Here is a 24,893-nt window from a genome sequence, read left to right on the forward strand (position 1 = left end):
GGTGCTGTGCATTGCGAGCTGCCGCAGCCAAAGCCTTGCCCCGTCACAGCAGGTGCCACCGTCTGCAGGCCAGCGGGCGGATAATTGGCCCGACGCACTCAATGACTTTCGGTTCCGTTGGAGCGTGGGAGACGACTTTGATCTGGCGACAGGTTGGGCGGTCCCGTTGCGTGCGTATCTTGAATCATTCCTGATAAATGGCTACATGAACAATCTTGACGGGGGATACCCCGGTTTTCAAAGAGCGGCACCCGAGGCAGTCGAACGCGGATCTCACGAATGGTCTGAGCTACCGAATTCAGTAAAACGTCTCCGCGGTTCGGTAGAGTTCGGTGATGAACATCTGCGTGTCATAGGTAACGAGGATCTACACGTATTGCGCGTAGAACCACTCGCGCATGGATTTCGCGCATTTGTTTGCGATGCGACGTTCAACGTCTACAAGCAAGCAGGTGATTCGAAACAGGTTTTGCCGTTGTACCTCGCCTCATCGGCGGCGACCAACGCCGACTTTCACAACATGCGAGTATGGCGCACCGAATTCAGCAACCAAGGCTTTCTGGCTGGCGGGGCGGATGCTCCGACTGTGCCGCAGCGCGGTCCGCTACCGGCGCCACAAGCGGATGTTTTTGGACCGTGGTACGTCACCGGCTCGGAGCGAGTGAGCCTGTGGTCGGATCATGACCATCCGGACGTCAAACCGGGAAGCCCGGAAGCGGAACAGTACTTTCACGACGCGCAAACGCGGGAAGACGGGATGCGAGAAGAGTGTCTCATTCATTACCCGCTGAATGCTGCTGAACGTACTAAGCGGGCTACGACGGTGCTTGACGGTTTGCCGACCGTGCAGCCGGCGATTCCCGGCTGGCCAGACGAGGGGTAGTAGCGCGGCCGCGCATGGAAGACACGTTTCTGCACTGAATAATGATGTCGATAATCCTTGACTCCGGCGGAATAGCATAGAAAGGATCGAGGCAATGCGCATCGCCCGATGGCTGCCGGCTCTGCTAATACTAGTGGTGTCATCGTGCGGTTCTCCGCATACGACACGAACGAATGTAGATCAATTCGTGAACTGGCCGAACCAGTTCGATAATTTTCGTTTCCACTGGTATGCCGCAGCGGGAGTGGACTTAACTGCCGGCCCCGCGGTTGCTATCAGGGCATATGTGGAATCGTATAACCTCGCGATTATTTCGGGGGACAGCGAGACGACCCTGTATCCAGGCTTTCTGGAAGCAACGCCGGTCAATCTTCCTCAGAAGGCAGGTACCCCGATTGAGTTGACGTCTGTTCGACCCGATCCGCATCCTCTTCCTGCTTCTGCGGACAACGCCAAAGAGGGCAGCAAGCAAGAGTACTTCGGATACCAGCCGTCGTATTTGCTGAGTCTCGAAAAGGCGGACGATACCTACCATGCGATTGTGTGTGAGGGAGACTATGCCACATACAAACGAGATGAAACGCGTCCTGGAAAGTACCGGTCTCTTATCGCTTCGCCAGAGACGGGCGCCCTACAGTTTGGTGACTGGCAAAGTGTGAGTGTCAGACGGATCGAACTGACCGAACGCCCGCCTCACGACACAGATGTTTTGGTATCACAGCAAGGGCCGGTGCCAGCGCCACAGAGCAACGTATTTGGCCGATGGTTCATCAGCGCCGCCAGCGGGTCGTTGTGGGGACCGAGTGGTCACGGTGTGCGGGTAGCCACTCCCGAGCTGCAACAGCAGTGCTTAGACCACATGCCCGACGACGCAACTGCCCGCCAGGCGATAGCCACAGGCTTCCACGATCAACCACCGCCTCACGGGCAACCAATTCCCGGCTGGCCGGCCAAATCTCGGTGACCACAACACCCCCCGCCCCGCCGGTTCGCCGATCGCACGTTGGAGTTGGAGCTAGACGTTGACTACCTACAGCTCGTCATCCCGCAATCTCGCTCTGGCGCTCTCATTCGTCATCGCCACGGTAGTGGCGGCCTGTTCAGGCGAACTTCCCACGTTGCCGTCAGGCAGCAGCCCCGCCGTTATATCTGAGCGCCTGAGCCAGCCGGACGCAGATGAGTTCTTGCTCCGAATCAGCACTTACGAATGGTCTGATGGCGGCGAAATAGCTGGCTCTCTCTTCAACTGGATCGACGCGGCCGCAACGTCCACGGACGTTGACGCCGCCTCCCGGGCACGAGTAACGGCGTTCAGGCTCGCGTCGTTCCTTGCCGCCAAACGCGACAAGTTGACGTCGATCGCTGGCGGATTCCGAAGCACATCCGTTGGCGAACCGCAATCCCGAGTTGGTCAAGGCATACGCGGCGGCGCTGACACCCTTCCAAGGATCCACAACCGGCAACGGCGAGATTCTGGGATTCAAGGCACTCGGTGATCTCAACCCTCCCCGCGCTGTTTTCGCGGTGATTGCCACCGGAAAAGAAAGTGCCCAACACTTCACCGAATCTGCCTATGAAACGGCCAAAAGTATCGCCGCCGAAGGGGCCAGGGTCATCTGTTCAACTTCCAGCGGTGATCGCAGTGGTAGAACAGCGATTCGGGTGGCGGGCATTCTGTCTGGTTTGGCGTCGGCGACAGCAGATTCGGTCGGTCTCCCGGCGAAGACATTGCCTCAAGTTCATGACGACATTGTCAATGCGATGGCGTTGGCGTGCGTGCCTCTCGACAAAATTAACTTAGATGGATACATCGTTAATTACGTGAAGAATGGCCATCTGTTGACGCGAGAGCAGATACTTCAGGACCCAGAGGCGGGCCTCGAAGACTATTACCAGTCGCAGTTCGACTACTTGGCTAACAGAGGTTTCGCTGTTTTGGAATTGTCAGACTGGTATCGAAAGGCCCGGAATGCTTGACCGAAGTTATAATATTTCTGCGTGGATGAGTGAACGCGCGGCCTACCAATCCAGGGCAAGCCGTCGTAGGCGGAGATGATTGATTTGGGTTATGCACGGTGTCTAGCGCAACGGCTTCGACACCTTGGCGAGCAGAAATGATGCTACGATGGGCGCTACTCGTACTTTGTGGCTTGATCGCTGCATGCCAGGTAAAGCCAGACGTCGAACCGCCGGACTCCGACACACTGCGGGCTGGGCAGTATGAAAACTGGCCGAACTCACTTGACGGTTTTCGGTTCCATTGGGCCGCTGCTCCCGGCATTGATTTGACGACTGGACCCGCTGTGTTAGTCCGCGCCTATATGGAGTCATATGAAATCGCAAACCTAACATTCGATGAAGATAATGTTTATCCAGGTTTCCTGCGTGCAACCCCCGAGAACGAACCCACAGATCGAATTTATTCGAACGAATTGGTGGGCATAAGACCGCGGTGGTTGGACCGAGGCCAGCATCCGATAGCTTTGGAGCACTTTGGGTTCAACACGGATTACATACTAGAACTCACTTCGACTGTCTCCGGCTTTCGTGCAGTGATTTGTACCGGATCGTACTCCAACTTTATCAAGGCTACGGCCCGTGCAGATTCCTATGTGTCTGTCTCGTCATTGGAAACAGACCGCGGAGTCGTGCCGTATGGCAAGGGCCCAGACGCAGGCATATCGGTCCGCCAGATTGAATTTACACAGAATGACCCGCGGATTCCCAAAGATGCTCCGCGGCCCATGACCACGCCGCAAGAGGGCCCTCTTCCCGCGCCCCAGCAAGACGTATTTGGCAACTGGTTTGTGACTGCATCGAGCAGTTCTGGATGGGGCCCGATTACACGGCCAGAACTGAATAATTTTCCATCGCCGAGCCAAAGGCAGCAATGCGCTGATGCAATGCCACATAACGAAAGTCAGCGGATCGAGATGATGACAGGGTATAAGAACCAGCCGCCTTTCCGGGGCGACGCGACGCCGGGTTGGCCGCAGCACGTGGGCTGAAAGCCAGCGTGGTTGCCAAGGCCTAAGTGAGACTTGCGCGTAGGTCAATGCAGTGAGAATTGCTCGATCAACGTAGCCAGCTAGTAGTCCGCAGAACACAATCATCCCCGCACCTAATCGGTGCGGGGATGATTGTGTGGCAACTACTTACGCGTCGAGGTCTTGCTCCACGAGGCCAGCGACGGTGGCGAGTGCGTCGGCGTCGTCGGATTCGACGGTGACCGATGCTCCGTTGCCGGCGCCGAGGGTCATGATCATCAGGGCGGATCCGGCGTCTACCGGCTCACCGCCGTCGACTGAAAGGGTCACGGGCACGCCGGCGTTGACGACGGCCTCGGCGATGATGGCGGCGGGGCGGGCGTGGAGGCCGATGGCGGAGCCGACGATGACGGTCTTGCTGGGCATTGATTCTTCTCCTTAGGTGGTGGCCAGCGCCGGGGCGTCCGACGTGGTGACGGTGGGTTTGGCGAACTGCTTGGCCGTGACGACGGCCAGGGCGCTGACGACGGTGCCGGCAGCGAGTGCGACCAGGAACCACACCAGGTTGCCGATCGCGAAGAACACGAAGATGCCGCCGTGTGGAGCCTTGGAGCTGACGTCGAAGGCCATGATGAGCCCGCCTGTGACTGCTCCGCCGAACATCATTGACGGGATGACGCGGAACGGGTCGGCCGCGGCGAACGGGATGGCGCCCTCGGAGATGAAGGAGAGTCCCAAGAGCCATGCGGCGCGGCCATTTTCACGCTCGGGCTCACTGAACAGCCCCGGCCGGACCGTGGTTGCCAGCGCCATGGCCAGCGGGGGCACCATGCCTGCCGCCATCACGGCGGCCATGATCCGCAGCGAGGCGGGGTCGGCGACGTTGAGCCCGGCGGTGGCGAAGGCGTACGCGGCCTTGTTGACCGGTCCGCCGAGGTCGAAGCACATCATCAGACCAAGGATGACACCAAGCAGGATCACGGAGCTGCCGGACAGGCCACCGAGCCAGTGGGTGAGGCCCGAGGTGATGGCGGCCAGCGGCCGGCCGAGCAGCATGAACATCAGCAGGCCGACAATGAGCGAGGCCCCGAGCGGAATCACCACGACCGGCATCAACCCGCGGAACCACTTGGGCACCTTGAAGGAACTGATCCACAGTGCGGCGAAACCGGCGATCAAACCGCCCACGATGCCGCCGATGAACCCTCCACCGACGAAGACCGCCACGGCCCCCGCGGTGAAGCCTGGTGCGATACCGGGCCGGTCGGCGATGGCGAACGATATGTAACCGGCCAGCGCGGGAACGAGGAAACCGAATGCCAGCCCGCCGAGGCTGAACAGCACCGCGCCGAGGTACTGGGCGAAGCCGCCGCTGGGCAGGTTGGTCAGCGAGTTGGTGGTGGCGATGATGTGCGCCAGCGAATCCGTCTGACCGGCAGGCTTGTTGGCGATCTCGTAGCCGCCGAACAGGAAGCCGAGTGCGATCAGCAGGCCGCCTGCGGCGACGAACGGGATCATGTAGCTCACGCCGGTGAGCAGGATTTGCCGCAGCCGGGTGCCCCATCCGATGCCGCCGGCGGTGGACGGTGTTGCCGACGCGGCGGCGTCACCGGCTACCCGTGCGGCGCTGGGATCGCTTGCCGCACTGACCGCTTCGGCGATCATCTTGGCGGGCTCGTTGATGGCGCGTTTCACGCCGGAGGCGATGACGGGTTTACCGGCGAAGCGCTGCTTGTCCTTGACTCCGACATCGGTGGCGAAGATGACGGCGTCGGCTTCAGCGATGGTTGACGCCGACAGCGGAGTGCTGCCTGATGAGCCCTGGGTCTCGACGGTGAAGTTCACACCGGCCTCCTGGGCGGCGAGCTTCAAGGCGTCGGCCGCCATGTAGGTGTGGGCGATGCCCGTGGGGCAGGCGGTGATGGCCACGACCGAGACGGCCTTGGGCGTGGCGGCCAGGGCCGCCGCCGGAGAAGCCGCCGGAGCAGCAGCCGGAGCCGGGGTAGCAACGGGAGCCGGGGTAGCAGGCGCCGGGTTGACCACACCCTCAACCAGTCCCACCACCTCGTCGGCGCTGGCGGCGCTGCGCAGCGACGCCACGAAGTCCTTGCGGACGAGCGCGCGGGCGAGACTGGACAGCAGTTTCATGTGTTCGGCCCCACCGGATTCCGGGGCGGCGATGAGGAAGGCGAGATCGGCCGGGCCGTCGGGAGCGCCGAAGTCGACACCGGGGGACAGCCGTGCGAAGCCGATGGTGGGGGCGTCGACGTAGGGCGATCGGCAGTGGGGGATAGCGATGCCGCCGGGTAGTCCGGTGGCGGACTGAGCCTCGCGGGCCAGCGCCGCGCCGATGAGGCCGTCGGCATCGGAGCTGCGTCCCGCGGTGGCGAGTGCCCCGGCGAGCCGCCCGATGACGGCTTCCTTGTCACCGTCGACGGCGACGTCGAGCAGGACGAGTTCTGGGGTGATGATCGGTTGAGTCATAGCGGCACCTTCATGGCGTGGATTCGGACGGCATCGAGGTCGAGTTGGGCGGGGGCGGGCAGGGCAGATCCGGGCAGGGCGGCAGCGGCGCTGCCGTAACCGACGGCCATGCGCAGCCGTTGTGGCGGTTCGGCGCCGCCGGCCGCGGCGCGCAGGTAGCCGGCCAGGGAGGCGTCGCCGGCCCCGACGGTGCTGCGCGGCGTGATGGGCGGGGGCGTGGCGTGCCAGGCTCCGACCCGGTCGACGAGCACGGCACCCGCTGCGCCCAAGGTGGCGAGCACGGCGCCGACTCCGCGGTCGATCAACTGGGTGGCGGCTGCCACGACCGGTGTCGGATCACCTTGGGCGGCAGCTTCTTCGAGCTCTGCAGCCGATGCGCCAACCAGGTCGGCCAGTTCCTCGGCATTCGGCTTGATCAGGTGGGGAGCGGCGACGTCGAAGGCCGCGGCGAGCGCCGCCAACGGGGCTTCGGAGGTGTCCACGGCCACCTGGCAGTCCAGCGGCGCCAGCTGCGCGACGATGCGGGCGTACCAGTCGACCGGGGCTCCGGGAGGTAGGGATCCCGACAGCACGACCCACGATGCGGACCGGGCTCGTTGCACCACGCAGTCGGTGAGAGCGGCGAGCGAGGCTTGGTCGAGCAGCGCCCCGCGCTCATTGACTTTGGTTGTGGTGCCATCGGTCTCGGTGATGGCGAGGTTGGTGCGGACCGGCTCGGCGATGGGTACCGCGGTGAACGGGACGCCGCGCGAGCGCAGCGCGCCCAGCAGGGGATCGGTATCGGCGGCGGGTAGCACTGCCAGCGCGTCGACATTGGCGAGGGTGAGGGCACGGGCGACGTTGATGCCCTTGCCGCCGGGTTCGACCGTGACGGTGTCGATGCGTTGCACGGCGCCGCGGATGAGCGCGCCGGGCAGGGTGACGGTGCGATCGAGGCTGGGGTTCGGTGTGACGGTGACGATCATGCGACCACCACCTCGACGCCGTGCGAAGTGAGCTCGCCGCGGTCGGCCGCCGGGACATCACTGTCGGTGATCAGGGTGTCGACGCTGTCGATGGGTGCGAAGCTGATGAAGTCTTCCCGGCCCACCTTCGACGAGTCCGCGGTCACCACAACGTAATTGGCGGCAGCGACCATTGCGCGTTTGACGGCCGCCTCGTCGGAGTCGGGAGTGGACAGGCCGTGCCGCACGGTGATGCCGTTGGTGCCCATGAATGCGACGTCGACCCTCAGCGTGCTCAACACGGCCAGGGCGTGTTCGCCGACGGCGGCCTGGGTGAGGCCGCGGACGCGCCCGCCGAGGAGTTGCAGTGTGATGGTCGGGCTGCCGGCCAGCCGGGCCGCGATCGGCACCGAGTTGGTCACCACCGTGAATTCCCGGTCGGTGGGCAACTGCGCGGCGATGCGTGCCGTGGTGGTTCCGGCGTCCAGCAGTATGGTGGCGCCGCTCAGCGGCAGGAAGTCGAGAGCCGTGGTGGCGATCGCATCCTTTTGTTCGGCCCGGGTGGTGTCCCGTTCACCGACGCCCGATTCGACGAGGTGCAGGGTGCGGGCCGGGACGGCGCCGCCGTGCACGCGGTGCAGCAGGCCGGCCTTGTCGAGGACGGCCAGGTCCCGGCGGACGGTTTCAGTAGTGACGTCATAGGTCTGTGCCAGTTCTGCGACAGAGGCGCGTCCCCTGGTCATCACCAGCGCAGCGATGGCCTGCTGGCGTTCTTCGGCGTACATGACCCTCCGTTTGTGTGGGTTCCGGCACCAACTAAATGTTGATATGTGTTGTTTTACGCTTGATCGTGTTGACTTGTCAACGGTTTCTAGTAATCTGTCTCACATGAGCACTTCATCTCCGGTTACTTCACAGGTCGTCCTTCGCGGGGTCCCCGTGGTGGGAGGCGTGCAGTGTGGGCCCGTGATCCGCCCGGGCCGGCTGCCCGTCGTCGACGCTCCCGCGGGTGATGTCGAGGAGTCGGCGCGGGCCGCCGAAGCCGCGCGCTTCAGCACCGCGGCCGCGGCCGTCGCCAACCGCCTGCGTGACCGGGCGGGCCGCGCCACCGGCGCGGCCTCCGAGGTGTTGGCGGCCACCGCCACGCTGGCCCAGGACCGCGCTTGGCTGGGAGCTGCCGAGAAGCGCATCGCGGGCGGTGCACCTGCGGTACGTGCGGTCGCCGAGGCTGTCGACCAGTTCGTCGCACTGTTCACCCAACTGGGCGGGTTGATGGCCGAGCGGGTGACCGATCTGCGTGATATCCGCGACCGTGTCATCGCCGAACTGTCCGGCCTGCCCGAGCCTGGGGTTCCGTTGCCAGACGTGCCGTCGATCCTGTGCGCCGAGGACCTCGCCCCCGCCGATACCGCGGGCCTCGACCCGTCGTTGGTGATCGGCCTGGCCACCACATTGGGCGGCCCCACCAGCCACACCGCGATCATCGCCCGTCAGCTGGGCATTCCGTGTGTCGTCGCGGTCGACGGGCTCGATGACGTCGCCGCAGGCGCCACGGTCCTGCTCGACGGAACTACCGGCACGCTCACCGTCGACCCCGATCCGCTCGAGGCGGCAACCGCCGTCACCGCCGCGCAACACGCGGCCGAACAAGCCCGGCAATGGACCGGTCCGGGGGCCACCGCCGACGGCCATACCGTTGCGGTCCTGGCCAATGTGCAGGACGGCGCCGCGGCGCGGGCCGCGCGCCAGACCCCAGCCGAGGGTGTCGGACTGTTCCGCACCGAGTTGTGCTTCCTCAACCGGGACACCGAGCCCTCTGTCGCCGAGCAGGCCAAGATCTACGGGGAGGTGCTCGACGCATTTGACGGGCGCAAGGTGGTGATCCGCACGCTCGACGCCGGCTCGGACAAGCCGCTCAAATTCGCGGGCCACCCCGACGAGGCCAACCCTGCGCTCGGCGTGCGCGGCATCCGGATCGCAGAGGGCAATCCCGGGCTGCTGCACCGGCAGTTGGAGGCCATCGCCGCCGCGGGCGCCGCGACCGGCAATCAGCCCTGGGTGATGGCGCCCATGATCGCCACCGCGGCTGAAGCCAAGAGCTTCGCCGACGCCGCCCGCACCTACGGCCTTACCCCTGGCGTGATGATCGAGGTGCCCGCGGCCGCTCTGCTGGCCGACAAGATCCTCGAGCACGTCGACTTCCTGTCGATCGGCACGAACGACTTGGCGCAGTACACGATGGCCGCCGACCGGATGTCGGCCGACCTGGCGACCTTGACCGATCCCTGGCAGCCCGCGGTGCTGGCCCTGGTCGCCATGGCGGTTCGGGCCGGCGCGGCGGTCGGCAAGCCGGTGGGTGTGTGCGGCGAAGCGGCGGCCGACCCGCTGCTGGCGTGCGTGCTGGTGGGCCTCGGGGTGACGTCGCTCTCGGCGGCTTCGGCAGCGATTCCGGCCGTCGGGGCGAAGCTCTCGCAGGTCACCCTGCAGCAGTGCCGGGACGCCGCCGATGCGGTGTTGGCGACCGCGACTGCGACCGAGGCTCGAGCTGCCGCGCTGACCCTTCTGCAGTGAGGAATAATCGGACCGCGGTCCGGTTATACGGGTATCAGTTCAGATACCCCAGGAGGTACAGATGCCAGCCATCACCGCCGACACCCTGACCTTGCCGCGCATCGCGGCACCCAAGGCGTCGGACACCGAACGCCCAGTTCGGTCCATCACCACCGGCCCGCGCGGTTACGAGGGCGAAGGTTTCCCCGTCGTGCGTGCGTTCGCCGGTGTGAGTGCCGCCGACCTCGACCCGTTCGTCCACATGGACCAGATGGGCGAGGTGGAATACCAGCCAGGTGAGCCTCGTGGCACCGACTGGCACCCGCACCGCGGCTTCGAAACCGTCACCTACATGATCGACGGCCGGTTCGCCCACCAGGACTCCCACGGCGGCGGCGGTCTGATCACCGACGGCGCCACCCAGTGGATGACAGCAGGGTCCGGCATCCTGCACATCGAGACCCCGCCGGCCGAACTGGTCGAGAGCGGTGGCACGTTCCACGGCATCCAGCTGTGGGTGAACCTGCCCCGCACGGACAAGTTCGCGACGCCGAAGTACCAGGCCATCGAGGGCAACGAGGCCAAGCTGCTGTCGTCGCAGGACGGTGGCTCGCTGGTGCGCATCATCGCCGGTGAGATCGATGGAGCTCAGGGTCCTGGTGCCACGCACACCCCGATCACCATGGCGCACGCCACGGTCGAACCGGGTGCCCAGCTCAACCTGCCCTGGAACCGCGACTTCAACGCCCTGGTCTACGTGCTCAGCGGGCGCGGCAGCGTCGGCCCGGTCGGACACCCGATCCACCAGGGACAACTGGCGGTGTTCGGACCCGGTGACCGCATCACGGTGACCGCGGAGGGCACCCAGGATTCGAACCGGCCCGCGCTGGAGATCCTGCTGCTGGGCGGCCGGCCGATCCGGGAACCCGTCTTCCACTACGGCCCGTTCGTGATGAACTCCAAGGCAGAGTTGATCCAGGCCCTGGAGGACTACCAGTCCGGCAAGTTCGGTCAGATCCCGGCGGACGCGTTGATGCCGCACCGGCCGTTCAACTGACCCGGCTACGCATCGTCTCGGCGGGCTGCGGATACAGCAGTTCCAGCTCGCCGAGGTTGGCGGCCACCGTCACCAGGGGCAGCGCGGCCGAGACCGCGAGATCGTCACCGGTGGACTCGGCCCGCAGACACCGCACCAAGCTGTCGCTGATCGGGACCAATGCCCGGGTGTCGCCGCCGACCAGCCGCGCGCAGATCGCCTGGGCGTGCACCTCGAGCACCTCCCGCGTCCGCTGATAGGCCTCCAGTGGCGGGGGCACGACATCGGCGATCAGCTCGGCGGCGGCTCGTACCCGAATCGCGCGGTTGGCTGCCTTCACCACGGGAGCGCGCAGGTCCGACGGGCCGCCGTTCTCCGAAAGATAATGGCGCACAGCATCATCCAAGACGCGCGTCGCCCGCAGCCCGTCGTAACTGAGCGCGTTCACCCGGTCGTCGGCCTCCTCGGACGCGCCCCTCGTCACCCGTAGCACCGCAGCGCGCAGGAATTTCGCCCCGACGCTCCGGGCGTCGTCGATCGCCTTGGACACCGACGCCGACGCGCCTCGTGGCCACAGCAGCAGCGACACCACGATGCCGACGGACGCTCCGACCACGACATCCTCGACCCGGACCAGGCCCACTCGCCAGCCGGTCGGCACGATCAGGTTGAAGTTGATCAGCACCATCATGGTGAACGCGGCCTGGCCGGCCGTGAACGACATGACGCCCGGCACGTACGCCGAACCGAACGCCACCACCGGCAGCAGCGCCCACAGCACCACCGGATCCACTCCGACCAGCTTGATCAGGATCGCGCCGAGCACGAAACCCAGCGCTGTACCTGCCACCGCCCGCAACACGCGCGTCCCGGTGGTCAGCGCGCTGCTGCGCAGCACGGACATGGCGCCGAGCACCACCCAGAAGCCGTGCTGTACCGGAAACACGTGCGTGACCGTGACGGCCATCGCCAGGCCGATGCCTGTGCGCAGGCTGTTGCGCAGCACCACCGCGCGGGTGGCCAGAAAGCCCTTGGCGATGGCGGCGACCGCGACAGTTTCCGGCATCACCCAGTCGGCGGCGCCGGTCTTCGGCAGCCGCATGCCCAGCACCCGGGCCCATACCGGTCGCGCGTCGGCCAGCGCGGCGTTGCCGATGATCCGACCGGTCACCGCGATGGTGGCCGATGTGGTGCGCCGGACGAGCAGCGTGCGGCCGACTTCGACGGCCGTCTCGTCATCGGGTGCATCGAGCACGGCGACGATGTCATCTCGGTAGGTGCCCTGTGCCACGGTCCGCTGTTCGGCCAACGCCGCATGCAGGTCTGTGCCGTGGGCTGCCCGCTTGCCCACATCGCGGATACGCAGCACCGCGGCGCTGTCGCGCAGCACCCGTACCGCCGTGTCGCGCATCGGGCCGAGCAGGTCGCCGGTATCACCGGTCACCTGGTCGGTCAGCCAGCCCAGATCGTCGACCACCCGCACCAGCGCCCGGCTGCCCGCGGTCAGCGCGACCGGCCGATAGTCGGCACCGAGAAAGTTCGCGTACAGCGCGTTCATCGCGCGGGTGACGTCGCGGCCGGACGCGGTGCCTTCCAGCCGATCGGCGAGTAGCCGGCACACCTGCGCGGCGTTGCGGCGCAACTCGTCGTGATGCCGCGGTGGAAACAGGAACAGCGCTGCGGGGACGCAGACCACCAGCGCGATCAGCCAGCCCAGCAGCCGGTCGGGAATCGGGCCGACGGGCGTACACACCGGCAGCACGAACATCAACAGGGTGGCGCGCTGACCGGCCGCGACGATCTCGCTGAGCACCCCGGAGAACGACACCACCACGCCGATGACGAACATCGCCGCGACGCTCAACCAGGGATGCGGCGCGATGAGCGTGCCCAAGGTGATCAGCACCGCGCCGTTGAATGCCAGGCCGCAGTAGGCCAGGGCGCGGGCCGCCCGGTTGCCCGGGAAGTCGGCGGTGATCAACAGGGAGACGGCACCGAAGATGCTGAACAACGGGGTCTGCGAGCCGGGGCCGACGGTGAAGCCGATGGCCGCCGCGATCGGGAGCACGATGGCTGCGCGGGCCGCGCGGCGCAGCGCGTCACGTTCGGGGTCGCGGTCACGGATCCGATCTACTGCCCGGTGCCAGAGCTCAACCGGGTTCAGCATGACTGCCGATGCTAGCCGGGTTGACCGATTTCAGGTGCCGGAGTGAACCGGCCGGATTCCAGAGAATCACGCAGCTGATCGGTAATCCATTGCAGGGCTTCGGTATTGCGTGGCAGAGTGCTCTGCTCGTAGCCGACGATGAGGTACACGCCCCACGCAGCGAAATGCCGGGCATTGGCCTCGTCGCCGATGATCTCCCGGGCCGATTCGTAGATGACGTCGAAGCGCAGCTGATCCACCACAGCCTGCACGGTGTAGACGTCCGGGTCCAGCGAGCTCCACACGCGGATGGCCGCCTCTGCGCCGTGCGGCAACGCCAGCGCCTCGGCGATGAGGGTGTCGATCCGCCGGTGCGGGTCCGGGTCGGCGCGCACGGCCTCCACCACCCGCAGTGTGCGGGCCTGGCGCCAGTGGGCGATCAACTCACGGGTGTAGGCGGCCCAGTTGGGAAAGTAGTGGTAGAAGGACCCGGTGGTGACGCCGAGCCGGTTGCACACCTCGGCGAGTTTCAAGCCGCCGTAACCCTGATCGGACAACACGTCCAATCCCGTATCGAAGTACGACTCTCGGGAAACGACGCCAGCCATCCAGGTCACCATAGTTCGTCGGTCAACCTATGTCGGTCCTGATATTTTGCTGAGAATGTCGCCAATGGCATCGGGACGGCAGGTGTTGCGACAAGTGCCGGGTGTGTTGTGGCACACTTTGTCATGTGGCGCATACCGCGAGCCGGGGACCAGGCCGTCCCCCCGCAGCTAAGGCTGCGGAGACCCGTGAGCGCATCTTGCATGCCGCGCGCGAGGTGTTCAGCGAACTCGGGTATGACGCTGCCACTTTTCAGGCAATAGCTATCCGGGCTGATCTGACCCGGCCTGCGATCAATCATTACTTCGGCAGCAAAAGTGTGCTGTACCGCGAGGTGGTCGAGCAGACCAATGCGTCGGTGATTGCCGCGGGAATTGCCAAGGCCAATGAGTCGTCCACGTTGCTCGGTCGCCTGTCGGCCTTTTTCGCCGCGGCCATGGACGCCGACTCGAGCGATCGATCCACGGCCGCGTTCCTGGTCACCTCAGTGTTGGAGGCCCAGCGGCACCCCGATCTGGTGTCGGAAGAACACGACGCGCTCAAGAGCTCGCGGGCCTTCGTGTCCTGGGCGGTCAACGACGCCGTCGAGCGCGGTGAGTTGAGCGGCGACACCGACATTCCGGCGATCGTGGAGATGCTGATCGCCGTGATGTGGGGCATGGGCTTCTACGCCGGATACGTCGGCAATGCCGACGAACTCGGGGTCATCGTGGACAAGTTCGAACTGCTGATGGCCAACAAACTCTGGCAACTGCGCGACTGAGGCGTGAGCCGGCGCACACCAGCCCATAGCCTGCCTAACTTGCTGAGTAGCATCGATCAGATGAGCTCACTGCGCAGTCACGACGACACCTGGGACATCGCCACCAGCGTCGGTACCACGGCCGTCATGGTGGCCGCCGCCCGCGCCGCGGAAACCGAGCGCGAGGACCCGCTGATCACCGACCCGTACGCCCGGCTGCTGGTCACCGGTGCCGGCACCGGCATCTGGGAAACCTTGCTGGACAAGGACTTTGCCACCAAGATCGAGTCGGCCGACGCTGAGGCGGCGGCCATCTTCGAACACATGGGCAACTACCAGGCGGTGCGCACGCACTTCTTCGACGCGTACTTCGCCGACGCCGTGCAGGCCGGTGTCCGCCAGGTCGTCATCCTGGCATCCGGGTTGGATTCCCGGGCCTACCGGCTGGAGTGGCCGGCCGGCACCACGGTCTACGAAATCGATCAGCCCAAGGTGCTGGAGTACAAGGCCGCCACGCTGACCGAGCATGGCGTGCAGCCGACCGCCGAGCGCCACGAGGTGCCGATGGACCTGCGCTTCGACTGGCCGAAGGCGTTGCGGGAGGCCGGTTTTGATGCGGGGCAGCCTACGGCGTGGCTGGCCGAGGGCCTGCTGATGTACCTGCCGGCCGATGCCCAGGACCGACTCTTCGAGCAGATCACCGAACTGTCGGCGCCGGGCAGCCGCATCGCGGCCGAGACTGCCGGTCACACGGCCGCGGAGCGGCGCGAGGAGATGCGGGAGCGGTTCGCGCGGTTCGCGGCCCAGTTCAACCTGGAACAGGCCCTCGACATCCAGAACCTGGTCTACGAGGACCCGGACCGCGCCGATGTCACGCAATGGCTCAACGAACACGGCTGGCGAGCCCACGGCGTGCACTCCCTGGCCGAGATGCGCCGGCTGAACCGCTCGGTCGAATTGCAGCACCCACACGACGACGATGCCTTCGCGACGTTCGTCACCGCCGAACGGATCTAGAAGCAGCGCAATACAAAAGCGGGGCACCGGATGGTTTCCGGTGCCCCGCTTTGGTTGTCGTCAGCGGCTCTGGTGAACCGAGGTGTCGACCTGCGGCACGTTCACGTGCTGGCCGATCTGGTTGAGCCAGTCCTGGTGGTCCACCCCGGCCGACGCCGGTCCAGCCAGGCCCAAGACGGCGGCAGCCAGTCCGCTTGCGACGACGGCGGTGAATCCGAACTTCTTCATGTCTCTTGCCTCTTCTTTGTTCTGTTGCTTTTCTGACTGATTCAACTAACGGCCCGTGGGGTTCATTCCGGTAAAACCGCGGGGACCGCCGTGACAGTGCTCACTGCGTCGGCGCAGGGCTGGTCTTCGGCTGACCCGGTGCACGGCCGACGATCTGGCAGCCGTATACAGAGAAGGACGCCCGACAGTGGTGATTGCTGACGGGCCCGAGCTGAGCCCCCTTACCGAGAGGAACCGTCATGCCAGGAGTGCAGGATCGCGTTGTTGTCGTCACCGGCGCCGGTGGTGGTCTGGGGCGTGAGTACGCCCTGACGCTCGCCCGCGAGGGCGCCAGTGTCGTCGTCAACGACCTGGGCGGTGCCCGCGACGGCACCGGTGCCGGTCACAACATGGCCGATGAGGTCGTCAACGAGATCAAGGCCGCAGGCGGACGCGCGGTCGCCAATTACGACAGCGTGGCCGAGCCCGAGGGCGCCGCGAACATCATCAAGACCGCCATCGACGAGTTCGGCAAGGTTGACGGCGTGGTGAGCAACGCGGGCATCCTGCGCGACGGCACCTTCCACAAGATGACGTTCGAGAATTGGGACGCCGTGCTCAAGGTGCACCTGTACGGCGGGTACAACGTCATCCGGGCCGCGTGGCCGCACTTCCGTGAGCAGAGCTTCGGCCGTGTCGTCGTCGCCACCTCCACCAGCGGCCTGTTCGGCAACTTCGGCCAGGCCAACTACGGTGCCGCCAAGCTCGGCCTGGTCGGCCTGATCAACACGCTGGCCCAGGAAGGCGCCAAGTACAACATCAAGACCAACGCGGTCGCACCCATCGCCGCCACCCGCATGACGCAGGACATCCTGCCGCCCGAGGTGTTCGAGAAGCTGACGCCCGAATACGTCGCCCCGGTGGTGGCTTACCTGATGACCGAGGAACTGCCCGACACGGACTCGGTGTTCATCGTCGGCGGTGGCAAGGTGCAGCGCACCGCGCTGTTCCAGAACGACGGCATCACCTTCACCGAGGTGCCCTCGGTCGACGACATCGCCGCCAAGTGGGGCGAGATCACCGACCTGTCCGCAGCACAGCAGGCCAGCTTCAAGCTGGGCTAGCACAAGTGAAAGCGCTTGTAGCGCAGGAACTTACCGGTACCTCCGGGCTGGCGTACGTCGACGTCCCCGATCCTGTGTCCGACGATGCGGTGATCGTGGACGTCGGCGCCGCCGGCGTGTGCTTCCCGGATCTGCTGTTGCTGCGCGGCGAATACCAGCTGCGGCTGGAGCCGCCCTTCACCCCGGGCATGGAGGTCGCCGGTACCGTGCGATCGGCGCCCGAGGGGTCGGGATTCACCCCCGGACAGCGAGTGTCCGCGATGACGATGCTGGGCGGGTACGCCGAGCAGGTCGCTGTCGCGCCGTCCAGCGTCATCCCGACTCCCGACGGCATCGACGACGGGCAGGCCGCGTCGTTGTTGGGCAATTACTACACGATGCAGTTCGCGCTGGCCCGGCGCGGCGGGCTGCAGGCGGGCGAGACAGTTCTGGTCCTCGGCTCGGCGGGCGGTATCGGCGTCGCGTCGATTCAGGTCGCAAAGGCCATGGGCGCCAAGGTCATTGCGATGGTGCACAGGTCCGGCGCCGAGGAGTTCGTCACGTCGGTGGGCGCCGACGTGGTGTTGCCGCTGACCGACGGCTGGCGTCAGGCCGTGCTCGACGCCACGGACGGCCAGGGCGTCGACCTGGTCGTGGACCCGATCGGCGGGGAGGCCTTCGACGACGCCATCCGCGTGCTGGCGCCCGAGGGGCGGCTGTTGGTGATCGGATTCGCCGCCGGTGGCGGGATCCCGACCGTCAAGGTGAACCGCCTGCTGTTGCGCAACGTCAGCGTGGTGGGTGTGGGCTGGGGCGAGTTCCTGCGTCGCCACCCGGCGGCCCAAGGGCAGGTGGGAGCCGAACTGGCCAAGTTGGTTGCGGCCGGGCTGCGGCCGCCGCCGCCCGTGCGGTACCCGTTGTCGGACGGGGCGGCGGCACTCGACGCGCTCGCAAATGGCAGGGTGCGGGGCAAGCTGGTGCTGGAACCGTCATGAGCGCTCGTGCCCTCGCGTTCGACGTGTTCGGGACCGTCGTCGACTGGCGGTCGTCGATCATCGCGGAACTCGAGGTGTTCGGGAACAGTCGTGGGTTGCAGCGGGACTGGCCGGCCTTTGCCGATGCCTGGCGGGCCGGCTACGCGCCGGCGATGGACCGGGTGCGACGCGGGGAGCTGCCGTGGACCCGGATCGACGATCTACACCGCCAGATCCTGGTCTCGCTGCTCGCCGAGGCCAGGATCGAGGCCGGGGATGACGAGATCGATTACCTAAACCGGGCGTGGCACCGGCTGAACCCATGGCCCGATTCGGTCGCCGGGTTGGCTCGGCTCAAGGACCGTTTCGTCATCACCACGCTGTCCAACGGGAATGTGTCGCTGCTGACCAACATGGCCAAACATGCTGGGCTGCCGTGGGATTGCGTGATATCGGCCGAGCTGTTCCGGCACTACAAGCCCGATCCCGAGGCGTACCTTGGCTGTGCCGAACTACTCGACGTGGCACCCGCCGAGCTGACGCTCGTCGCCGCCCATCCGTCGGACCTGCGGGCGGCCCGGGCGGCCGGGTTGGGTACGGCCTACGTCGCGCGGCCCATGGAGCACGGCCCGGGTCGAGAGCCGCACGTCGTCGAACCGGGCGAGTTCGATGTGGTGGCGACCGATTTTCTCGACCTCGCCGCCCAGCTCGGTGCGTAGCGTGGAGCTGTGGACACTGCGTCGAATCAAGCACTGCGCCGGGCACTGGACCTGTTGATCGATCCGCCGGCTGATCCCGACACCAGCAAGGGCTACCTCGACCTGTTGGGCGAGGGCTCTGACGCACCCAAGAATGCGGGGACGATCCAGAAGTGGTGGGCGTCGCCGGTCGGATCGATGCTCTATGACCGCGCCCAGTTGCTGAACCGGCGGCTACTGGCGGTGACGCGGCCGCCCGTCGACTGGCTGAACATTCCGTCCGGTGGCGTCGTGCTCGACGTCGGCAGTGGCCCCGGCAACGTGACAGCGGCGCTGGCTCGGGCCGCCGGACTCGACGGGCTGGCTCTCGGCATCGACATCTCCGAACCCATGCTGGCCCGCGCGGTGGCCGCCGAAGCCGGCAGGCAGGTCGGCTTCATCCGCGCCGACGCCCAGCGACTCCCGTTCCGGGACGAAACCTTCGACGCGGTGAACTCGATCGCAGTGCTGCAGCTGATCCCCGACGCCGACGCCGCACTGTCCGAGATGGTGCGGGTGCTGCGTCCGGGTCGGCGGATCGCCGTCATGGTGCCCACAGTCGGGCGCGGCCCTGTGCGTCTGCTGTCGAAGGGCGGCGCGCGGTTCTTCGGTCAGGACGAGATCGGCGACATCTTCGAGGAACTCGGCCTGCTTCGGGTGCGAACCAAGAGCGTCGGCGCCATCCAGTGGGTGCGCGGCCAGAAGCCGTGAGCACTCTTGGCGTCGTACTCGTCGCGGTCGCCATCGCCGTCGGACTGGTCGGCATCGTCGTGCCGGTCCTACCGGGCGGGCTGCTGGTGTTCGCCGCTATCGCGGTATGGGCGATCGTCGAGCACACCGCGGTGGCGTGGGTGGTGCTCGGGGTCGCTGCGGGGCTGTTCATCACCACCGAGGTGGTCAAGTACCTGTGGCCGGTGCGCCGCATGCGCGCTGCCGACGTCCGGACGTGGAGTCTGGTGGCCGGTGGCGTGCTGGGGATCATCGGGTTTTTCGTGATCCCGGTCCTGGGTCTGCTGCTCGGCTTCGTGGTCGGGGTGTACCTGGCGGAGTTGTCGGTGCGGAGAGACGGACGCCGTGCTTGGGCGTCGACGGTGCACGCACTCAAGGGCGTGGCGCTGTCGGTCGGGGTGGAGTTGACCGGCGCGCTGCTGGCCACGGTGGCCTGGGCGACGGGATTGGTGTTCAGCAATTGACTGGGCAATGGACATTGAGCGCTTCCGACGGCGAGCTGCTGCTGCACACCGGCGTCACCGGTACCGCGGCGCGCATGGGGCACCGGTTGACCATCGCGATGCGGTCGTGGCGCGCGACGGTGGACTGGGACGGTGACGACCCCTCTGGCGTCGAGATGACCATCGACCTCGACTCGCTCGACGTGGTCCACGGCGAGGGAGGAATGACGCCGCTGTCGGGCGCGGAGAAGACCCTGGTGCGGACCAACGCTCTGAAGACGTTGCAGGCCAAGCGGTTTCCCCAGGCGACGTTTCGGTCGTCGGTGATCGACCGCGACGGTGGCGCGCTACGACTCGTCGGAACCCTGCAGATTGCCGGGCGCAGCGGTGAGCAGACCATCGACGTCCACGTGGAGGCAGAAGACGCGCAGTGGCGCATCTCGGGCAAAGCGGTGGTGCGGCATTCCGCCTTCGGCATCAAGCAGTACTCGATGCTCATGGGTGCGATGAAGGTGGCCGACGAAGTGGAGATAACCCTCGCCGCGGCCAGGCCCCGCTGACAGCATGCTGCCAGTACCGCCGATCCGCGTGTGAAAAGCCGGGTTAACGGGTAATGCTGAAGACGGTGAACGTGAGGAGTCCGAACGTGAACATCGTTTCTGGCGCCGTTCAAATCGTCGGCCGCACCGCAGACGCCGCCACAGCCACCGCAGGTGCTCTCGGCGGCGCCGCGGTCAACGGAGTGGTGGGCGGGATCAAAGGAGTCGGTTCCGGAATCAACTCCGGAGTCAGACAGGGCAGCAAGTCATCGGCCGCGGCCGCCCTCACGATGGCCGGCCTCGGCGCTGCGGGTTTGGTCGAATGGCCGGTGCTGTTGACCGTCGGCGGCGCGGTGCTCGCGGTGCACGAGATCAGTCGGCGCACCCGCACCGAGGAGCACGAAACGCCGAGCCCGTCGCGGCCCGCAGCCGCACGCTCCGGGTCGGGTCGTCCACGTAAGGCGAGCGCGCGTCGAACCGGGGCCCGCCGTTCGGGTCCGCGCGCCACGCAGTGATCAGCGCAGGCGCGTCAGCCGTCGACCGAGGCGGCCGCGGAGTCGTCGATGTGCAATACGCCGCAGCGCCACAGCACCGCGTACAGCTCGCGCAACGGAACGGTCAAGACGCGCGCCACGATGTCGGCCATCGGATCGACCGGCACACTGGAGGTTGTCACGCCTGTCACGGTGATTAATCGAGACGTCGAAAAGTCGAAACCGACATGACGGAGAGGTGACGAATGCCCGAAGACTCACAGGCGCAGAGTCACCGGGAAGCGGTGCAACGGGTCAGGGATGCCCGCGGCTTTGCGCTGACATTGCCGGTGGTTGGCCGCGTCGCGGTGCCTGCCCCTGAGCAACTGGCCTTCTACAGCGCGCTGGGCGTACTCGCGGCGGTCGAGATCATCGACTGGCCGGTCGCCCTGTTGCTCGGTGCGGGCCAGGTGCTGATGCGCAACGAACAACGCCGGATCGCCGCGGAAAACGGCAAGGCTTAACCCAGCAGCGTCGCCCGCAAGCCGGCGAGGTCTTCGTCTGTCACACCGGCCGCCCGCAGGAATCCCGACGGCGAGCCGTAATTCTGCTCGAGCGTGCGCCACGCGGCGTCCAGGTACTCCTCGCGCACGCCGAGGACCTCGTCGGTCAGGCGTGCTTCGGCGAAAGAGATCACCTCGGCATCGGCTGACCGGGCCCGCACCGATTCGAGGATCCGCTCGCGCAGCGCAACGATGGCGTCGTTGCTGCGCAGGAAGTCCGCCATCACGGTGTCGCTCGGGACGCCGACGGCGTTCAGCACGGCCGCCACGGTGAACCCGGTGCGGTCCTTGCCTGCGAAGCAGTGCGCGAGTACGGGCCGACCGGCGGCCAGCAGCGAGATCACCTGGCGCACAGCGGTATGCGCGCCGGGCAGGGTCGGGAATTCCTCATAGACCTCGACCATGTACCGCTTGGCGGCATCGACGATGTTCTCGTCGTTCGGAGACTCGGCCATCACCCGCTGGAAGGTGGACTCGTGCGGCGCTTCCTGATCGGAATCGTCCTGGAAGTGGAACGGCAACATGTGGACCTCGACGCCGTCGGGCACCAGGCCGGCGCCACGGCGCTGCACCTCGCGGTATGAACGCAGGTCGGCGACATCGGTGATGGCCAGGTCGCGGAACCGGTCGCGTCCCGCGTCGGACAGCGCGCTCAGCTCACTGGACCGGTAGAGCCGGCCGGGTCGAATCCCGGTGGACTCCGCCACATCTCGGAAGTTCCACGCTCCTGACAGTTCTCCCAGCTCGACGGTCATGCGGACGTCACCGCCGAAGCGAGTGGGGACTTCTCGCGACCGAGTTCGGCGCGGGCAATGGTGCGCATGTGTACCTCGTCGGGTCCGTCGAACAGCCGCATCGCGCGGTGCCAGCCGTAGAGCCGCGCCAACGGGAAGTCGTCGCTGATGCCGGCCGCACCGTGCACCTGGATGGCCCGGTCGATGACGGTGCACGCCACCTGCGGTGCCACCGACTTGATCTGGGACACCAGCACGTGGGCAGCCTTGTTGCCCTGCTGGTCGATGGTCCAGGCGGCCTTCTCGCACAGCAGCCGGGCCTGGTCGATCTCGTTGCGCGACTTGGCAATCGACTCGCGCACCACGCCCTGTTCGGCCAACGGCTTGCCGAACGCGACACGTTTCTGCACCCGGTCGACCATCAACGCCAGGGCCCGCTCGGCCGCCCCGAGTGCACGCATGCAGTGATGGATGCGGCCGGGGCCCAGCCGGGCCTGGGCGATGGCGAACCCGCTGCCTTCCTCGTGGAGCAGGTTCTCGGCAGGCACCCGCACGTTGTCGAAGACGATCTCGCAGTGCCCGTGCTGGTCCTGCCAGCCGAACACCGGCAGGGACCGCTGGATGTCGACGCCGGGGGTGTCAACGGGCACCAGGATCATCGACTGCTGGGCGTGTGAGGCGGCGTCGGGATTGGTGCGGCCCATGACGATGAGGACCTTGCAGCGCGGATCTGCCGCCCCGCTGATCCACCACTTGCGGCCGTTGATGACGTAGTCGGCCCCGTCGCGCAGCATGGTCGTCTCGATGTTGCGGGCGTCCGATGAGGCCACGGCGGGTTCGGTCATCGCGAAGGCGCTGCGGATGTCACCGGCCAGCAGGGGTTCGAGCCACTGCTTGCGCTGCGCGTCGGTCGCGAAAAGGTGCAGGGTCTCCATGTTGCCGGTGTCGGGCGCCTGGCAGTTGATCGCCTCGGGGGCGAGTTCCAGGCTCCACCCCGAGATCTCGGCCAGGGGTGCGTACTCCAGGTTGGTCAGGCCCGACTCCGAGGGCAGGAACAGATTCCACAACCCGGCGGCCTTCGCCTTGACCTTGAGCTCCTCGATCACCGGCGGGACCGTGTGATCCTTTGGACCCCGCTCCTCGCGATAGGCCTCGTAGGACGACTCCGCAGGGAACACGTGCTCGGTCATGAAGTCGGTGAGCCGCTTGTGGTAATCAGCCGCTTTGGCCGACATCGCGAAGTCCATGCCAGCCACGATATGACACATGGTTAGACAGGTAGAACATAGGCATGACTGGAACCCTCCCGCCCGAGAGCCGCCCGCCTTTTCCGCCGTTCACTCTGGAAACAGCCATCCAGAAAGTCCAGGCCGCCGAGGACGCCTGGAACACCCGTGACCCGCACCGGGTCAGCCTGGCCTACACGCCGGACTCCCACTGGCGTAACCGTGCCGAGCACATCGTCGGCCGCGAACAGATCGTGGAATTCCTGACCCGGAAGTGGCAGCGCGAGCTGGACTACGTGCTGCGCAAGAGCCTGTGGGGATTCCGCGAGAACCGGATCGCGGTACGGTTCCAGTACGAGTGGCATGACGCCGACGGGCAGTGGTACCGCAGCTACGGCAACGAGCTGTGGCAGTTCACCGATGACGGGCTGATGGCGCGCCGCGAGGCCAGCATCAACGACGTCCTCATCGAGGAGTCGCAGCGGCGCTACTTCGGACCGCGGCCGGAGTCGGAGTACGGTCGCGATATCGAGTTGTGGTGATCGTGCAGGCCAGTAGCCCCGCCACGACTGCCAGGCCGATGACCACCGCCGCGACGGCGTTCCACCCGGCCGCATCGAAGGCCACCCCGCCGAACCAGCCGACGGCGCTTGACCCGCCGTAATAGAAGAGGTTGTAGAGCGACGAGGCCTGGGCCTTGCCGTCGGCGGATGCGGCGGTGCCGACCCAGCCCGATGCGATGGCGTGCGCTCCGAAGAATCCTGCGGTGGCGATCACCAGTCCCGCCAGCACGGCCACCAGATTGTGGCTGGTCGTGATGGCGACGCCGACGATCATCGTCGCGATCGAGGAGAGCAGCACCGTCCGCCGGCCGAACCGGGTGGCCTCGGCCCCGGCCCGCGCCGAGGCCCAGGTGCCGGCCAGGTAGGCCACGAACACCAGGCTGACGACGGTCTGCGGCAGGTGGAAGGGCGCGGCCATCAGCCGGAAGCCCAGGAAGTTGTAGATCGCGACGAACCCACCCATCAACAGGAAGCCCTGCGCGTAGAGCACCAGCTGGCGTGGCGAGCGCAGATTGGCCCACAGCCGTGGACCCAGCTCGCGGTGACTGCGGGTAGGCGTGAATCCTTGCGCGGGTGGCGCGAGTTTGGCGAACGCCAGCGCGGCCAGCCCGCACAGCACGGCCACTGTCAGCACGCCGATGCGCCAGCCGAAGTGTTCGGCCACCGGCCCGGTGACGAGTCGGCCGGCCAGTCCGCCGATGGTTGTGCCTGCGACGTAGGTGCCCGCGGCCCGGGCGGCGTGTCCGGCGTTGATCTCTTCGGTGAGGTAGGCGACCGCGACGGCCGGTACGCCGGCCACCACGAGACCCTCCAGGAACCGGCCGGCCAGCAGCAGTTGGAAACTCGGGGACAGCGGCACCAGCAGGCCGAGAACTGTTGCGGCCGTGACGGATATCGTCATCACCTGAACCCGGCCGATGCGGTCGGCCACCGCGGCCCACGGGATCACGCCGACTGCGAGGCCGATGGTGGCGGTCGACACGGCCAGCGCGGTGCCCGCGGCGCCGGTGCCGAGGTCACGCGCGATCAGGGGCAAGACCGCTTGTGGTGAATACAGTTGCGCGAACGTGGCGACTCCGGCGCAGAACAACGCGGCGAGCAGGCGACGGTAATCGGCGGAGCCGCGGGTATGTCCTTGCCAGTCAGCCGAGATTGTCGAACCAGTAGTCACCGGGTCGACGTTAGGTATCTACTTTCGATGTGTCCA

27 protein-coding genes are annotated in these 24,893 nt (G+C 66.3%); 16 read left to right on the top strand and 11 right to left on the bottom strand.

Features of this window, described 5'->3' with window-relative positions; translation table 11 throughout:
- Positions 1-124: 124 nt before the first annotated feature.
- The 3 genes from BST13_RS38680 (at position 125) to BST13_RS38690 (ending at position 2,860) form a co-directional block, all read left to right on the top strand.
- Positions 125-883 (top strand): hypothetical protein, encoded by a 759-nt coding sequence (locus BST13_RS38680; RefSeq protein ID WP_142282775.1) that lies wholly within the window; start codon positions 125-127, stop codon positions 881-883.
- Positions 884-977: 94 nt separating this feature from the next.
- Positions 978-1,847, top strand: coding sequence for a hypothetical protein (locus tag BST13_RS38685; protein ID WP_142282776.1), 870 nt, complete (start codon positions 978-980; stop codon positions 1,845-1,847).
- A gap of 422 nt (positions 1,848-2,269) precedes the next feature.
- The gene (locus BST13_RS38690; protein WP_142282777.1) at positions 2,270-2,860 is read left to right on the top strand and encodes a hypothetical protein; all 591 of its coding nucleotides are present in this window, start codon (positions 2,270-2,272) and stop codon (positions 2,858-2,860) included.
- A 1,178-nt stretch (positions 2,861-4,038) separates the two neighbouring features.
- Here BST13_RS38690 and BST13_RS12405 read toward each other — a convergent pair.
- The 4 genes from BST13_RS12405 to BST13_RS12420 are packed head-to-tail and all read right to left on the bottom strand — an operon-like array spanning position 4,039 to position 8,083.
- Positions 4,039-4,296 (bottom strand): HPr family phosphocarrier protein, encoded by a 258-nt coding sequence (locus BST13_RS12405; RefSeq protein ID WP_029368877.1) that lies wholly within the window; start codon positions 4,294-4,296, stop codon positions 4,039-4,041.
- A gap of 12 nt (positions 4,297-4,308) precedes the next feature.
- The gene (locus tag BST13_RS12410) at positions 4,309-6,354 is read right to left on the bottom strand and encodes a PTS fructose transporter subunit IIABC (protein WP_083164176.1); all 2,046 of its coding nucleotides are present in this window, start codon (positions 6,352-6,354) and stop codon (positions 4,309-4,311) included.
- On the bottom strand, positions 6,351-7,319 hold the full coding sequence (locus BST13_RS12415) for a 1-phosphofructokinase family hexose kinase (protein WP_083164178.1): 969 nt from the start codon (positions 7,317-7,319) through the stop codon (positions 6,351-6,353). The genes BST13_RS12410 and BST13_RS12415 overlap by 4 nt, the downstream gene beginning before the upstream one ends.
- Complete coding sequence (locus BST13_RS12420; RefSeq protein WP_083164180.1) at positions 7,316-8,083, bottom strand: DeoR/GlpR family DNA-binding transcription regulator; 768 nt, start codon at positions 8,081-8,083, stop codon at positions 7,316-7,318. The genes BST13_RS12415 and BST13_RS12420 overlap by 4 nt, the downstream gene beginning before the upstream one ends.
- Before the next feature lie 103 nt (positions 8,084-8,186).
- On the opposite strand from BST13_RS12420, the gene ptsP reads away from it, so the two are divergent.
- Complete coding sequence (ptsP, locus tag BST13_RS12425) at positions 8,187-9,869, top strand: phosphoenolpyruvate--protein phosphotransferase (RefSeq protein WP_245839534.1); 1,683 nt, start codon at positions 8,187-8,189, stop codon at positions 9,867-9,869.
- A gap of 61 nt (positions 9,870-9,930) precedes the next feature.
- A complete protein-coding gene (locus BST13_RS12430; protein WP_083164184.1) occupies positions 9,931-10,905 on the top strand; it encodes a pirin family protein in 975 nt (324 codons plus the stop codon).
- On the opposite strand, the gene BST13_RS12435 is transcribed toward BST13_RS12430, so the two are convergent.
- On the bottom strand, positions 10,898-13,051 hold the full coding sequence (locus tag BST13_RS12435) for an FUSC family protein (protein ID WP_083164186.1): 2,154 nt from the start codon (positions 13,049-13,051) through the stop codon (positions 10,898-10,900). The two genes, BST13_RS12430 and BST13_RS12435, sit on opposite strands and share 8 nt — an antisense overlap.
- An 11-nt stretch (positions 13,052-13,062) precedes the next feature.
- On the bottom strand, positions 13,063-13,638 hold the full coding sequence (locus BST13_RS12440; RefSeq protein ID WP_083164246.1) for a TetR/AcrR family transcriptional regulator: 576 nt from the start codon (positions 13,636-13,638) through the stop codon (positions 13,063-13,065).
- Between the two features lie 125 nt (positions 13,639-13,763).
- On the opposite strand from BST13_RS12440, the gene BST13_RS12445 reads away from it, so the two are divergent.
- Both BST13_RS12445 and BST13_RS12450 read left to right on the top strand, forming a co-directional pair.
- Positions 13,764-14,399, top strand: a complete 636-nt coding sequence (locus BST13_RS12445; protein WP_083164188.1) for a TetR/AcrR family transcriptional regulator — start codon at positions 13,764-13,766, stop codon at positions 14,397-14,399.
- 60 nt (positions 14,400-14,459) lie between these two features.
- Positions 14,460-15,395 (top strand): SAM-dependent methyltransferase, encoded by a 936-nt coding sequence (locus tag BST13_RS12450; protein ID WP_083164190.1) that lies wholly within the window; start codon positions 14,460-14,462, stop codon positions 15,393-15,395.
- Between the two features lie 60 nt (positions 15,396-15,455).
- On the opposite strand, the gene BST13_RS38260 is transcribed toward BST13_RS12450, so the two are convergent.
- Positions 15,456-15,623 (bottom strand): hypothetical protein, encoded by a 168-nt coding sequence (locus BST13_RS38260; protein ID WP_095533513.1) that lies wholly within the window; start codon positions 15,621-15,623, stop codon positions 15,456-15,458.
- 239 nt (positions 15,624-15,862) lie between these two features.
- Here BST13_RS38260 and BST13_RS12455 point away from each other — a divergent pair, with 239 nt between their 5' ends.
- The 7 genes from BST13_RS12455 to BST13_RS12485 all read left to right on the top strand — a co-directional run bounded on the left by BST13_RS12455 (position 15,863) and on the right by BST13_RS12485 (position 20,642).
- Positions 15,863-16,726 carry an SDR family oxidoreductase gene (locus tag BST13_RS12455; protein ID WP_083164192.1) on the top strand — a complete coding sequence of 288 codons (864 nt, stop codon included), beginning with the start codon at positions 15,863-15,865 and terminating at the stop codon, positions 16,724-16,726.
- Positions 16,727-16,731: 5 nt separating this feature from the next.
- A complete protein-coding gene (locus BST13_RS12460; RefSeq protein WP_083164194.1) occupies positions 16,732-17,700 on the top strand; it encodes an NADPH:quinone oxidoreductase family protein in 969 nt (322 codons plus the stop codon).
- Entirely contained in the window at positions 17,697-18,398 is a 702-nt protein-coding gene (locus BST13_RS12465) for a haloacid dehalogenase type II (RefSeq protein WP_083164196.1), read from the top strand. The genes BST13_RS12460 and BST13_RS12465 overlap by 4 nt, the downstream gene beginning before the upstream one ends.
- Positions 18,399-18,407: 9 nt before the next feature.
- Complete coding sequence (locus tag BST13_RS12470; RefSeq protein WP_083164198.1) at positions 18,408-19,127, top strand: methyltransferase domain-containing protein; 720 nt, start codon at positions 18,408-18,410, stop codon at positions 19,125-19,127.
- Entirely contained in the window at positions 19,124-19,609 is a 486-nt protein-coding gene (locus tag BST13_RS12475) for a DUF456 domain-containing protein (protein WP_083164200.1), read from the top strand. Before BST13_RS12470 ends, BST13_RS12475 begins: the two co-directional genes overlap by 4 nt.
- The gene (locus BST13_RS12480) at positions 19,579-20,148 is read left to right on the top strand and encodes a YceI family protein (protein ID WP_083164248.1); all 570 of its coding nucleotides are present in this window, start codon (positions 19,579-19,581) and stop codon (positions 20,146-20,148) included. The genes BST13_RS12475 and BST13_RS12480 overlap by 31 nt, the downstream gene beginning before the upstream one ends.
- A gap of 86 nt (positions 20,149-20,234) precedes the next feature.
- Positions 20,235-20,642, top strand: coding sequence for a hypothetical protein (locus BST13_RS12485; protein ID WP_083164250.1), 408 nt, complete (start codon positions 20,235-20,237; stop codon positions 20,640-20,642).
- A gap of 14 nt (positions 20,643-20,656) precedes the next feature.
- Here the strand turns inward: BST13_RS12485 and BST13_RS39040 are convergent, their stop codons facing one another.
- Positions 20,657-20,803, bottom strand: coding sequence for an Rv1535 domain-containing protein (locus BST13_RS39040; RefSeq protein ID WP_158087145.1), 147 nt, complete (start codon positions 20,801-20,803; stop codon positions 20,657-20,659).
- A gap of 63 nt (positions 20,804-20,866) precedes the next feature.
- Here BST13_RS39040 and BST13_RS12490 point away from each other — a divergent pair, with 63 nt between their 5' ends.
- A complete protein-coding gene (locus BST13_RS12490) occupies positions 20,867-21,124 on the top strand; it encodes a hypothetical protein (RefSeq protein ID WP_083164202.1) in 258 nt (85 codons plus the stop codon).
- Here BST13_RS12490 and BST13_RS12495 read toward each other — a convergent pair.
- The gene (locus BST13_RS12495; protein WP_083164204.1) at positions 21,121-21,918 is read right to left on the bottom strand and encodes a tyrosine-protein phosphatase; all 798 of its coding nucleotides are present in this window, start codon (positions 21,916-21,918) and stop codon (positions 21,121-21,123) included. The two genes, BST13_RS12490 and BST13_RS12495, sit on opposite strands and share 4 nt — an antisense overlap.
- The gene (locus BST13_RS12500) at positions 21,915-23,132 is read right to left on the bottom strand and encodes an acyl-CoA dehydrogenase family protein (RefSeq protein ID WP_170064280.1); all 1,218 of its coding nucleotides are present in this window, start codon (positions 23,130-23,132) and stop codon (positions 21,915-21,917) included. Before BST13_RS12500 ends, BST13_RS12495 begins: the two co-directional genes overlap by 4 nt.
- Before the next feature lie 56 nt (positions 23,133-23,188).
- On the opposite strand from BST13_RS12500, the gene BST13_RS12505 reads away from it, so the two are divergent.
- Positions 23,189-23,665, top strand: a complete 477-nt coding sequence (locus BST13_RS12505; RefSeq protein WP_083164208.1) for a nuclear transport factor 2 family protein — start codon at positions 23,189-23,191, stop codon at positions 23,663-23,665.
- On the opposite strand, the gene BST13_RS12510 is transcribed toward BST13_RS12505, so the two are convergent.
- On the bottom strand, positions 23,589-24,857 hold the full coding sequence (locus BST13_RS12510; RefSeq protein ID WP_142282778.1) for an MFS transporter: 1,269 nt from the start codon (positions 24,855-24,857) through the stop codon (positions 23,589-23,591). The two genes, BST13_RS12505 and BST13_RS12510, sit on opposite strands and share 77 nt — an antisense overlap.
- Positions 24,858-24,893 lie beyond the last annotated feature (36 nt).

This window comes from Mycobacterium aquaticum, assembly GCF_002086485.1.
In the GTDB taxonomy this organism is placed as follows: domain Bacteria; phylum Actinomycetota; class Actinomycetes; order Mycobacteriales; family Mycobacteriaceae; genus Mycobacterium; species Mycobacterium aquaticum.